Here is a 12196-nt window from a genome sequence, read left to right as displayed (position 1 = left end):
CATGTCCAATGTTAGAAACGATTCACAGCGTCACAAACTGATTCCACATCTGTGGTTCGATCGAGAAGCGACCGATGCTGCAGCGTTCTATTGTTCGATATTTCCGAATTCAGAGGTCACCCATACAACGCTCTTGCAGAATACGCCCTCAGGTGATTGTGATCTCGTCTCCTTCACCCTCTGGGGACTTCCTTTTCAGGCAATCTCGGCAGGGCCTTATTTCAAGCTCAACCCGTCCATCTCCTTCATTGTCAATTTTGATCCATCCCGCGAAGCGAACGCAAGCGCTATGCTGGACGAGGTATGGTCCAAGCTGTCCGATGGAGGTACGCCGCTAGTGCCGCTGGACAAGTATCCGTTCAGTGAGCGCTTCGGCTGGATACAGGATAAATATGGTGTTACCTGGCAGTTGATGCTGACGAATCCCGCGGGCGAACCCCGTCCTCCGATTGTCCCTTCATTTATGTTCGTTGGTGAAAATGTTGGCAGAGCAGAGGAAGCACGCGAATTCTACCTCTCCATCTTTCGGCATTCCACCCCAGGCTCCTTGCAGCACTATGGACCTGGTCAGGAGCCCAATCAAGCAGGTACGGTCATGTTCACCGACTTCATGCTGGAGGGAACCTGGCTTGCGGCTATGGATAGTGCCATGGAGCACGCATTCAGCTTCAATGAAGCGATATCCTTTATGATTCGCTGTGAATCTCAAGAGGAGATTGATCATTATTGGGAGGCTTTATCTGCTGTACCAGAAGCCGAGCAGTGCGGCTGGCTCAAGGATCGGTACGGGATTTCGTGGCAGGTAGTTCCTGCCAATATGGATGACTTTATGAACAAGGGTACGGCAGAGCAGCGTGAGCGAGTAACGAAAGCATTCATGAGCATGAAGAAGTTCAATCTGGCTGAACTGCAAGCCGCCTTTGATGGTCCACAATAAAATAAAGCCCCAATACCCAGTTCTATGGGTATTGGGGGGAGGATTATCTATCGAACTGTACCACATGCTTTCTATCAGTAGGGGTCAGACAGAATGGATTATGGGACGTATTCCAGTCGATCCAGCAAGCAACTCTTGGATCGGAACGGATCGATGTTCCTGAATGGACCGCCACATTGCCTCACCTGCAGCAATAGAGCAAGCTCCTGCTAGCGATCCAGCAAGGATATCGTCACCTCGGTGCTTGTCCGGTCGCCCAAACAGGTCATTAAGCAACACTGGATCACCGCCGCCATGCCCACCTTCACCACGGACCACATAAATGATTTCCTTGGCTCCGAATAGAGGGTAATAGTCAATCGTTTGTTGTGGAATAGGAAAAGAGATCCGGCTAGGTTCGTGGTATTCAGTACTTTCAATTCGACCTTTTGTACCATTGATTGCTAGCCGGTATCCTTCATAAGGCGCCGAGAAATTAATGGAATAACTCAGGAGTGCACCTTGGTTATATCGTATGGTAGCTGTGTATGTGTCCTCAATCCCGATCTCAGAATCAAAGATACATGCGTCTGTCCGGTAATTGGTGTATTTAGGTGTGGTGTTGTCTTCCGCACGCAGGTGGTCGTCACGGACATCTGCCGACGACCAACGCATAACATAAGCGCAGTCTTCACGGACATCACACGTTTCACAGTAGCGTCCATCCACTTGAGCAGGATTATATTCAGAATTTGCACCGTAATAGTTCAAGGCTCCGAAGGCAAACACTTCCTCTGGCTGCTGGTCTAGCCACCAATTCACAAGATCAAGATGATGCGTTGATTTATGAACGGAAAGACCTCCCGAGATTTCTCGATTTCTGTTCCATCTGCGGAAATAACTGGAGCCATGAAAGGTATCCACGTACCAGTTCAAATCGACAGAGGTAATCCGGCCAAGCTTACCGTCCCGAATCATTTCTTTGATCCGAAGATGTATCGGATTGTAACGGTAGTTGAACAAGACCGTTACCTTTCCTTTACTCCGTGATTCGGCTTCCATCACTTTTACTGCATCCGCAGCGTTTGTGACCATCGGTTTTTCGGACAATACATCCAGGTTATGCTTGAGACCAGCAAGGATGTAATCAATATGAGTATCATCCCTGCTAGTAACGATGATCGTATCTGCGCCCGTCTCTTGCCGCATCCGTTCAAACTCCTCCGGGCCGTAGGTCGGCACTTGGGTCAAAGCTGGAAACTGAGCTACTGCTACATCAAAACGAAGGGGATCACGATCCAGCAAGGCGACGATCTGATGTTCCTTCGCATAAGTGGTAAGCATGGGTTCTATAAACATGATTAATGCGCGGTTGCTGACTCCACATATAGCATATTTTTTCATAGATTATGCGCCTTCTTTCTTCATATTTACATCAGACAGAGTACAGAAGCGTGTCTAATTCCGGCAGGAAGTCGGATTATATCTTTAGAGAGCCGGTTCCAGCTGGCTAGATCATTGGATCCGAAAGCAGCATAATATCCCTCATGAAAGCCATCAGCCAGGAGAACCCATTTCCACGGGAGTTGATTATTTTCCGGAAGCATGTAAGCCGTCGGTCCTTCCAAGAGGGGAGGAGTTAGCAGATCCGAGAGTGGACCGAAAACAACTTTATCTGATGTAATCTCCATTCGGCATGAACGAATCGCTTTGAAGTCGGTGCCAGGTTCATTCCGTCCCCGCTCATCCTTAAATAGTAGAAGCTGGTCGCCATCTACTGTCACAACCGAAGCATCAATCACGTTAAATCCAGGGTCGAAAAACAGGGCTGGCTCCGTAAATAATTTGAAATCACGAGTGGTCGTGGACCAGATTCGATGATCTCGTGGACCTGGCTTTACGGTGGAGGACCAAATAATCCGGTAGAAGTCATGAACGGAGTCATAGAAGGCTTCCGGCGCCCACACGTTCTGAGTATCTGGCCACTGGTGCATTAGCGGAATAAGTCGCATGTCCTCCCAGTTGTTCAAATCGAGGCTTGTTGCATAGCCGATGCTAAGACTGTTCCAGCCATCCGTCCAAAGCGCATGGAACCTGTCGCTTTTGTCCTGAAGAATAAAGGGATCACGGATTTGTCCAGTCCCAATCGACGATGTCAGTATAGGAAGGCCGCCGTTTCGTTCTGTCCAAGATAGGCCGTCCACACTCTCTGCGAGAAATAGACTTTCCGCTTCTTCTTTAAAGTAACTAAGTAAGTACATAATATCCTCATGTCTTTCTTTTATTTAATACCGCTAGTTGCAACGCCTTCGACAAAGTGTTTTTGCGCAATGAAGAAGATAATGACTGGGGGAATAATAGCTACGATGGACATGGCGAACAGAGATCCCCAGTTGATCTGAGCAGCGTTATCCACAAACATTTGCAAAGCCAAAGGCACGGTGTACTTACGCACTTCGTTCAAATAGAGCAGTTGGTCGAAGTAGTCATCCCAGCTCCATAGGAATGAAAAAATTCCCATGGTGTAGAGTACTGGCTTACAGTTCGGTAACAGAATGCTAAAGAATGTACGAAAGGGACCACAGCCATCCATCAGAGCGGCCTCGTCCAAATCCCGGGGCAGCCCTCTTAAAAACTGAATCATCAGATATACAAAAAAGGCATTGCTGGCCAGAAAGTATGGCAAAACAAGTGGGAGAATCGTATTAATCCAACCCAGATTAGAAAACATGACATAACGCGGAATCAGCAGCACCTGCGTAGGCAACATCAAGGTTCCAAGCAGAATGGAGAACCATAGTTTCTTCAACGGGAAATTCATCCTTGCGAAAGGGAAGGCAACGAGTGAGCTGGAGAGAATACACCCAACTACTGATAAAAGTGAGATGGTTAGCGAATTGATGATGAAATTGCCAAAGGTGTAACCCGGAACAGCATCCCAGCCCTTTGCATAATTACTGAAATGGAACTGAGTTGGCCAAAGGCTTGTTACTGTGAAAATTTCATTATTGGCTTTAAAACTGCCGAGCAATAGCCAAATGATGGGATAGACCATCGTAAAAGACATGAGAATCAGTAGGAGATTTTTGCCGATAATGGCGGGCTTCAACTGCATCATTTCCCACTTCCTTTCGCGTCATTTTCATAATACACCCAGCGCTTGGAGGTCAGGAATATGATGGCTGTCACGGCCGCGATCAGCATAAGCAGACTCCAGGAAACAGCAGAAGCATAACCCATACGCTGTTGCTTGAAAGCAAGGTCGTAAATATACAATACGGAGAACAAAGTTTCGTCCATAGGGCCGCCCTTAGTGATGATATAACCTTGAGTAAACACTTGAAAAGAACTAATCGTCTGTAGAATCAAATTGAACAGAAGAATGGGCGAGATCATCGGAAGTGTGATTTTTAAAAATCGGGATAATGAACTTGCACCGTCTATCTGGGCCGCTTCGTATAGTTCTCCTGGGACATTTTTTAGACCTGCTAGAAAAATAACCATTGAAGATCCGAACTGCCATACAACAAGCATGATCAGAACATAAAGAGCATAATCAGGCTGCCCGAGCCATTCCTTTCCGGCAATACCAAGCAGGCTCAGAAAGCTGTTAAGCAAACCGTCCATTCCGAAAATATTGCGCCACATGACCGCAACAGCGACGCTTCCGCCGATCAGGGAAGGCAGGTAAAAGAGGGTTCTGTATATTGTCATGCCGAGTGAAGCCTTATACAGCAGAATAGCGACAAACAGTGCCATAGCAAGCTTCAATGGAACAGAAAGAAGGACATATGTCAGCGTCACTTCCATGGATTTCAGGAAGCGCGGATCTTGGAACATCTGGATATAGTTTTGCAGTCCGACAAAGGTCGAGCTTCGCAGTGTGGTTTCGGTTAAAGACAAATACAGCGAATTAAGGAATGGCCAAAGTGTCAATCCAAAGAATCCGATGAGCCATGGCAGCAAGAACAAATAGGCAACCCAAGCTTGCTTTTTGAAGCGATTTGACTTTTTCTTAGTTTGGTCGATAAGGGCCGATGAGGTTCGTATGGTTTCCATGGGCTCCTACTCCTTTCTGACGTGGAAAAGCAGTGAAATCTGAAGCGAGCTGTGCCCGCTCCAGTGATCCTGCTATTACTTGCCGCCAAATGCGGTGTTCACTTCATTCATTAGTTTTTTTGCGCCTTCATCGACGCTGACTTTACCGAACGCAATTTCCTGACCGACTTTCTCAATCAGACCCTTCCAGTTCAGAACTTGTGGGCCATTCGGAGGAAAAGCTATGGTTACGCCTTCAAGCTTGTTAATTGACTGGATTAATGCGATGTTCTTCTTGTCTCCTTCGGACAGATCCGAGGTCGACAGTAGCGCTTCTTGCTGCTCTTCGGTAGGCAGAACACCACGGGTTGTCTTCAGGACTTTGGCTGCATCGGTATCATGAACGAAGAAGTTGAGAAATTTTGCGGCTTCTTCAGGATGCTTCGTGGTCGTGCTGATGGAGATTAACTGGCTTGTACCCGGCAACACGGTTCGTTGGGTCGTGGCACTCTGAGGCATCATGACCATATCTAATGTATTTTTAGTCTGACTCTGGAAGCGGCTGAACGAACTGGATGCAATGGGAACGAAGGCGACTTTTCCCTTTACGATCAACGAATTGGCAGAATCATCGGAAGTTGCCGACAGATCAGGAGGTGCTACCGCGTTTAAAGTGCGAAGATCAGCCCAGTATTGGTAATAGGATTTAATTTGATCCTCAGTGAACGTGTAGGCTATTGCGTCGTTCGGGAACGGTTCGGGTGCATCCAGTGCAGTAACACCAAATGTTTTAAATACGTCAAAGGCAACAGATGAATCGACAGCACCATAGACTTTGCCGCCTGACTTATCGTAGACTTCCTTAAACTTGGCTGCTAGGTCATCCCAGGTGTAGGGGGGCGTCGGAGGTTCAATTCCGAGACTGTCAAGTAATGTCTTGTCGTATAGGTAAGCATCTGTGGCAAGGCCGATGTAAGCACCGACTGTCTTCCCATCCATGGCTACGGATTCCATGACGGCTGTGTTCATACCTGTCTTGTCCAATGTATCGTCCAGAGGCAGAAGGGCGTCGATGCCAAGCCGGTTGTTGATATCTCCGGTCGATTGGAACAGATCGGGAGCGCTGTTGCCTGCGACCTGAGCCTGTAGCTTGGACTCGTATCCGTCAAAACCCGAATATTCTGGGAGGATTTTAATACCCGGATTTTTTTCTTCAAAAATCTTGATCGCCTCAAGAGTAGCGGTGTGGCGATCTTCCGACCCCCACCAGGCGAAGCGCAGTTCCACGGTTTCCTTTCCGTTACCTGTATCAGCAGTTCCATTCCCGCTGTTCGAACAAGCTGAGAGCATAAGTAAGGCTACGGAAAGAACGGCGATTGACCAAGTTTTCCATTTCATAAGATTGATCTCCTTTTGTATAATGTTCTCGCTTACAATTTAGATTCTATTATAAAGCGCTTTCATTAAGTAGATAATAGAACTACGAAAACGAACACATTTCAACGGAGAAATGACTTCCTTAGAACATCACTTGAATTGTGATGGTTTGACTCCGGTGTATTCTTTGAAAAGTTTACTGAAATAATGTGCGTTTTTGTATCCGACCTTTTGTGACACTTCGTATACCCGGCTACCTGGTGACAGCAGCAGTTTTTTAGCCCGTTCCATCCGTTGTTGAGTAACGTACTCAGTAAACCCTATCCCTACAGCCTCTTTGAACAAGGTACCTAAATAATTTGGCGTAAGAAATACCATTTGAGCAAGTTCTTCTAGTCGTAATTCCGAATCTAGATGACTTTCAATAAAATCTAGGCACACGCGAATAGTCTGACGATTCTTTTTGTCCGTAGTTTCGGGAAGGTAATCTATCAAACGTTTATACAGAGCTTTGATTAGTGGGAAAACTTCGTCAGGATGACTATGCTTTCGGATATTTTGAAAAGCACTGACGTATTCAGAGGCCAGCGAACTGGATGTCTCATTAAGCTCATAGAGAATCAGGGAAAGCAGCATGATTAATTCGCTGCTTAGTTTATGGATATAACCAGCCGGATATAAGGTCTCTGACTTTTTGTACTCTTGTTGAAGACGATTCAGTTGCTGCTCGACTAATTCTTCGTTACGGACGTATACTGCATTTAACAGCTTCTGACGTTCTTTGTCCGGGAATAAAGTCTGATCGTTCACAAAGGATTCTTCCCATCCGGCCGTAGGCTCCTCAACGGAGAATAGCCTTAGCTTCATTGCTTCACGAGCCTCCTGGAACGATTTGGGTAGGTGGTAGGGAACAGCACATAGCTTGCCGTAAGCAAACTGAAAAGATACATGATGTCTAGCCTGAATTCCCTGGGAAGCTTCGTTCAAAACTAGTTGAAGTTGCACTGCATCTTCAGGCGTTGTAAAAGACATAAGAAGAATAATGCCTCTGACATTATAGAGTAGTGCGACAGGATCACCGCACGATTCTGCCGCAGTGCACACATTCTGTCGAATCAAATCCAAATTAGGCACCGCTGTAAGAGTAGGCAACACATAGCCAATCACTGCCTGGTAATATGGAGCCTCCATGGGCAGGCCTATAAATTCCATCAGTTCTGGCTCATAGTCGCCCTTTAACATGCTGAACAGTAGTTGTTCTTGCAAAAGAGGCAAGCTTTCTTGCAACTTGTTCTCTACCCATGCGGTCTCATCCATTCGTTCCTTTTCTGAGCTGATAGTCTCAGACAGCCTTTCGAGCACTTCTAGGATCGCATCTAGTTCAATGGGTTTTAGAAGATACTCAAATATTCCGTAAGAAATTGCCTTTTTGGCAAACTCGAATTCGTCATGTCCTGTGAGCACCACAATTTTACACGAATATTTCATCGTTTTGATGAACTCGGTTAATTGGAAGCCGTCCATGATCGGCATTTTTATATCCGTAAAGACAATATCAATCGGAGTTGCGGAGTCTGAAAGTATATCTATTGCTTCTTTTCCGTTATTGGCATACCCCATGACCTGCATACCGTAGTCACTCCATTCAACGGCATCTCTTAATCCCTCCAGAACAAAGTCTTCATCATCTACAAGTAGCACTCGTAATTCGCTCAATGTGTGTCCTCCTCCATTTGTTGAAACAATCGCCGAGGTAGTCTGATCTGTGCAAGTGTTCCCCGTTCTACGTCTAGATAGCTTAGGCCATAAGACTGACCATAATGAAGTCCAATCCGCTCGTTTACGTTATGAATACCGTATCCAACCGACCCCAAACCCTGTTTCAGCGCCTCGTTTAACATCTCAGGGTTCACCCCAACTCCATCGTCTTTGATATGAAAAATCAGGTCATCCCCGCAGTAGATACCTTTGAGTTCGATCAGGCCTGCTCCCTTGTTGCTTGAGAGGCCGTGAACAAAGCAGTTTTCGACTAAGGGCTGCAATATAATTTTGATGGTCTCACAAGTAAGCATGCTGGGATCGACATGCTGGACGTAATGGAAGCGGTCTTGGTATTTGTGACGCATAATATGAATGTAAGCATCCAAGTGAGCAAGTTCAGCGGACACCGATGTCAACTCTCTGCCTTTATTAAGGCTCAATCGGAATATTTTTCCGAGGTTTGCAGTCATCTTGCTAATCTCCGGTGCTTGATGTCGGATCGCCATCCAATTAATGGCGTCTAACGTGTTGTAAAGAAAGTGAGGATTGATTTGGGATTGAAGTGCCCGAAGTTCCATTTCCCTGAGTTGCTTTTGCTCACGCTCACTGTCTGCCATTAATTCTCGAATTTTTGAAGACATGATTAAGAATTTTTCATTCAGTTGTCCAATTTCGTTAGTATATTCTGAATCTAATTCAATATTGAAGTTGCCATGGCCTACCTTATTCATTTGTCGAATCAACCGTTTTAGAGGCTGAGTAACTGACTGTGAGAATAATACCGCACCAGTTACCGCGAGTACGAAGCAACAAGCAGCAACAAGCAATAATCGTGTGAAGAGGGCGGGCATACCTTCAACTACGTCACCATAGGGTTTAAAGCGAATAATTCGCCAATTGAAGTCGTTCGGTGAACTGAAAACGCTTAAATATTTGTGATTGCCAAGATAAGTGAGTGTATATCCTTTTTTTTGATCCGCAAAAGAAGTTACGATATCATGAGTAGCTCTATCAGACAGCTTAGCTCCGGAAGTATCATAGATCTCATTGTTTTCATCGGCAAAATAAATTAGGTCTCCATTCGATGAACGTAACCCCGATAGATCATTTAAGCTGCTGAAATGCAGATTGATGAAGACATAGCCTAATCGAGTTTCTCCTTTAGTGATTTCATGGAAGTAGGTTATAATTTTTGTGCCTGTTCCATCGCTGCGCATATCATTGCTGCGAGGGGGGATAAATCCTTCTTTACGTGACTCCACATAGGACCAAAAGTTTTTTTCTACGGCGCGGCTTAGCTCATAAAAGCCATTCGGATTAGAGTAGTTATAAATATCCATTCTGTCGGTTACAATCATGATTTCGCTAATATCGTTTCTCGAATAAGCTGCATTGGATAGAATACGAGTGGCGATCTCATTGTTGCGAATCTGCTGATATATATCCGATCCCTTGGAATGCTGAAGGATTGAGATCACTTCTGGATTGATAACAATAGATAGTGCAGCTGACCGAATTGAGGTCATGCGTTGGTTCACTTGGTAATTCATTTGTTCCAACTCAGACAGTGAATACTCGCTTAGTTTTGAAGAAATCAGTCTAGAAGTTGAGTAATAGACAACAATGCTAATTAGTGTCATTAGAATCAAAACAAGCAGACTTAGCATAATTAACAATGTTGGCTGAAGTTTTCGTATTTTGAACCAGTGTATGCGCATAGACGTCCCTCCTCAACGCTTGTCGATTTATGCATTATTTTATCGAATTGGTTTTTAGAATAGCATCCTCTTTCACAGAAATCTATTAGTAACTTTCTTAATTACGGACTTGAAAGCTATCTAGATTGATGAAGAAGATGAGCTGTCATAGGCAAACAAGTGATACAGAAAATCATATAGTCTCTTCTATTCTGTCAGAGGGGAAGCTTATTCCACCTAGGGCTTTCACATGATGAAGGGTGGGGTAAGATTGCGGAAAGTAAGCTTTATGTGACTCTATTAAGGCATAAGATTAACAAGATTTTACGTGTAGTTGATGATTTTCGTGCAACCAAATGATACTATAGGGCTATATATCCGCTCTCACTATAGGCATAAAGGATGCATTTTCATGAAAAAAAGGGTTTCTATATACCCACATACGAATCAGTTCACCAATTTTCTTACCTATGTTCATAATAATGCCCGGAAGACAATGATTACATATCGACAGTTCTCTGAGCTCCATAAGATTATGAGTCACAATCGGCTCACGACATTTTTTCAGCCCATCATGAATCTGCAGGATGGAAGCTGCCTCGGCTACGAGATATTAAATCGACCACCTCTGTCAAGCAGTTTTCCCAGCACAGAATCCTTCTATGAATTCATCGGTCATACCGATCAGGTCTTTGCCTTCGAACGGTTTTGTCGTGAAATTTCTATCGAACGCTTCAGAGCCTCCTTTCCGGTAGACAGAGACCCGAAGGAGGCCGTCGTATTTCTGAATGTACATCCCCAGGTGCTGGCTGATTCCCATTATCGGAGTGGAGAGACGGTCAATCTCCTTCACGTACATGGTCTGTCACCAGAGCAGGTTGTCCTTGAGCTCACCGAAAAGCAGGCGGTCCATGATTATCTTGAATTTGAACGGATTCTGTCCAACTATCGGGCACAAGGCTTCCGAATTGCAATTGATGATGTCGGTTCTGGTTATAGCAGTCTCAAAGCCATTATTAGCTTGAAGCCGGACTTCATCAAATTGGACAGAGCTCTGATTCGATACGCCGATGTCCACTCAGATCAGCAGCACCTTGTCAGGTTATTGAAGGAGTTCGCTGCTGGCTCGGGCACCTATATCGTAGCTGAAGGGATCGAACGAGATGAGGAGATTGAATTTTTGCGAAGTGAAGGCATTGATTATGGACAAGGGTACGCACTGGGACGACCAGATCCTCAATTAAAGTTCCCAAAGCTTGAATTTGGCCAAGCGGGGTTAAGAAATACAGATAAGAGTAACTAATTAGCTATGACAAAGAGAAGGTGAACGGTATATTTACGCAAATTGGAGATATAGCAGAAACCATTCCTGTAGTAGCGCCAGATACGAAATGCGATATTGTATATCGTCTATTTAAGATGAAACCTAATCTGGAAGGAATTGCGATCATGGGAGAGGATGGTGTTCCATCATTGATGATGCGAGCTCGCTTCTTTCAACAGATCGGCTCACAGTATGGATATACCCTCTACATGGGCCGTCCGGTCAGCCTGGTCATGAACGTACGACCGCTTGTCGTAGATTATGCCGAGCAGATTACAGAAGTAAGTATTCAGGCTATGAATCGCACAGAGGAGGAATTGTACGATTTGGTGCTGGTGACCTCGAAAGGAAGTCTAAGCGGAGCGGTGAGTATCCGCCGTCTGTTGCTGGCTGTTGCTGATGTACGGGCTGAAATGGCGATCTTCATGAATCCGCTGACGGGCCTGCCTGGAAATCGTATCATTGATGACCGTCTGCATCAGACCCACCAATGTGATTCCTATAGCGTTCTGTACATAGATCTGGATTTCTTCAAATCATATAATGACAGCTATGGCTTCAAAATGGGGGATCAGCTGATTCAGGAGACCGCCAACTTATTACGTCGGCATTGTGTGCTTCCCGAAGCATTTCTTGGTCATATTGGGGGAGATGACTTCATAGCCATGCTGAACCATCATCATTATCGGCAAGTATCAGAGGACGTCATAGCTGATTTTGAACAGATGAAGAGAGCATTCTATAACCGGGAGGATCTGCAGAATAATTACGTACTCGGCGAAGGTCGGTCCGGCCAGCATCGGCCAATTCCGTTGGTATCCATGTCCATTGCCGTAGTGACGAACAGCGAGTGCAAGTATGACAGTGTGGACCAGATTGTGGATGAGGCCACCCGCATCAAAAAGATATGCAAGTCTGTATCGGGCAGCATTATCTGTACCAATGAGAAGCAAACGACAATCAGCCAGCAGCTATATTCATAGTTGAGCATGAAAATACTGAATTAGTTGTGAGTAGGTTGAGTTGATATCGAATGTTTAAGAAAGATGTTCAGGTAAAGAAAGGGCTGCAGCATCCGTTAAG

10 protein-coding genes are annotated in these 12196 nt (G+C 45.3%); 3 read left to right on the top strand and 7 right to left on the bottom strand.

The window, feature by feature from the left end:
• The first annotated feature begins 1 nt into the window (after position 1).
• Entirely contained in the window at positions 2 to 937 is a 936-nt protein-coding gene (locus tag D328_RS0117545; protein WP_018886339.1) for a VOC family protein, read from the top strand.
• A gap of 84 nt (positions 938 to 1021) precedes the next feature.
• Here D328_RS0117545 and D328_RS0117540 read toward each other — a convergent pair whose 3' ends face one another.
• The 7 genes from D328_RS0117540 to D328_RS30355 form a co-directional block, all read right to left on the bottom strand.
• Positions 1022 to 2320, bottom strand: coding sequence for a Gfo/Idh/MocA family protein (locus D328_RS0117540; protein WP_018886338.1), 1299 nt, complete (start codon positions 2318 to 2320; stop codon positions 1022 to 1024).
• A 26-nt stretch (positions 2321 to 2346) separates the two neighbouring features.
• The gene (locus D328_RS0117535; protein ID WP_018886337.1) at positions 2347 to 3177 is read right to left on the bottom strand and encodes a glycoside hydrolase family 43 protein; all 831 of its coding nucleotides are present in this window, start codon (positions 3175 to 3177) and stop codon (positions 2347 to 2349) included.
• A 20-nt stretch (positions 3178 to 3197) separates the two neighbouring features.
• Positions 3198 to 4034 (bottom strand): carbohydrate ABC transporter permease, encoded by an 837-nt coding sequence (locus tag D328_RS0117530; RefSeq protein WP_018886336.1) that lies wholly within the window; start codon positions 4032 to 4034, stop codon positions 3198 to 3200.
• A complete protein-coding gene (locus D328_RS0117525) occupies positions 4031 to 4975 on the bottom strand; it encodes a carbohydrate ABC transporter permease (protein ID WP_018886335.1) in 945 nt (314 codons plus the stop codon). Before D328_RS0117525 ends, D328_RS0117530 begins: the two co-directional genes overlap by 4 nt.
• Before the next feature lie 75 nt (positions 4976 to 5050).
• Positions 5051 to 6304 carry an ABC transporter substrate-binding protein gene (locus D328_RS0117520; protein WP_205622133.1) on the bottom strand — a complete coding sequence of 418 codons (1254 nt, stop codon included), beginning with the start codon at positions 6302 to 6304 and terminating at the stop codon, positions 5051 to 5053.
• A 177-nt stretch (positions 6305 to 6481) separates the two neighbouring features.
• Complete coding sequence (locus D328_RS0117515; protein WP_018886333.1) at positions 6482 to 8047, bottom strand: response regulator; 1566 nt, start codon at positions 8045 to 8047, stop codon at positions 6482 to 6484.
• Positions 8044 to 9810: a sensor histidine kinase gene (locus tag D328_RS30355; protein WP_018886332.1), complete on the bottom strand. Its 1767-nt coding sequence runs from the start codon at positions 9808 to 9810 to the stop codon at positions 8044 to 8046. Before D328_RS30355 ends, D328_RS0117515 begins: the two co-directional genes overlap by 4 nt.
• 391 nt (positions 9811 to 10201) lie before the next feature.
• Between D328_RS30355 and D328_RS0117505 the strand changes: the two genes are divergently transcribed.
• Entirely contained in the window at positions 10202 to 11092 is an 891-nt protein-coding gene (locus tag D328_RS0117505; RefSeq protein ID WP_018886331.1) for an EAL domain-containing protein, read from the top strand.
• Between the two features lie 146 nt (positions 11093 to 11238).
• Complete coding sequence (locus tag D328_RS0117500) at positions 11239 to 12096, top strand: GGDEF domain-containing protein (RefSeq protein ID WP_233426217.1); 858 nt, start codon at positions 11239 to 11241, stop codon at positions 12094 to 12096.
• Positions 12097 to 12196: the final 100 nt, after the last annotated feature.

It is taken from the genome of Paenibacillus massiliensis 2301065 = DSM 16942 (assembly GCF_000377505.1).
Taxonomy (GTDB): domain Bacteria; phylum Bacillota; class Bacilli; order Paenibacillales; family Paenibacillaceae; genus Paenibacillus; species Paenibacillus massiliensis.
The sequence above is the reverse complement of the archived record's forward strand: the minus strand, read 5'-3'. Positions and strand labels throughout refer to the sequence as shown.

Bases quoted from the DNA above. Each gene is read 5' to 3' on its own strand.
- D328_RS0117545 (WP_018886339.1), top strand. From the start codon at position 2: ATGTCCAATGTTAGAAACGATTCACAGCGTCACAAACTGATTCCACAT.
- D328_RS0117540 (WP_018886338.1), bottom strand. From the start codon at position 2,320: ATGAAAAAATATGCTATATGTGGAGTCAGCAACCGCGCATTAATCATG.
- D328_RS0117535 (WP_018886337.1), bottom strand. From the start codon at position 3,177: ATGTACTTACTTAGTTACTTTAAAGAAGAAGCGGAAAGTCTATTTCTC.
- D328_RS0117530 (WP_018886336.1), bottom strand. From the start codon at position 4,034: ATGATGCAGTTGAAGCCCGCCATTATCGGCAAAAATCTCCTACTGATT.
- D328_RS0117525 (WP_018886335.1), bottom strand. From the start codon at position 4,975: ATGGAAACCATACGAACCTCATCGGCCCTTATCGACCAAACTAAGAAA.
- D328_RS0117520 (WP_205622133.1), bottom strand. From the start codon at position 6,304: ATGCTCTCAGCTTGTTCGAACAGCGGGAATGGAACTGCTGATACAGGT.
- D328_RS30355 (WP_018886332.1), bottom strand. From the start codon at position 9,810: ATGCGCATACACTGGTTCAAAATACGAAAACTTCAGCCAACATTGTTA.
- D328_RS0117505 (WP_018886331.1), top strand. From the start codon at position 10,202: ATGAAAAAAAGGGTTTCTATATACCCACATACGAATCAGTTCACCAAT.
- D328_RS0117500 (WP_233426217.1), top strand. From the start codon at position 11,239: ATGGGAGAGGATGGTGTTCCATCATTGATGATGCGAGCTCGCTTCTTT.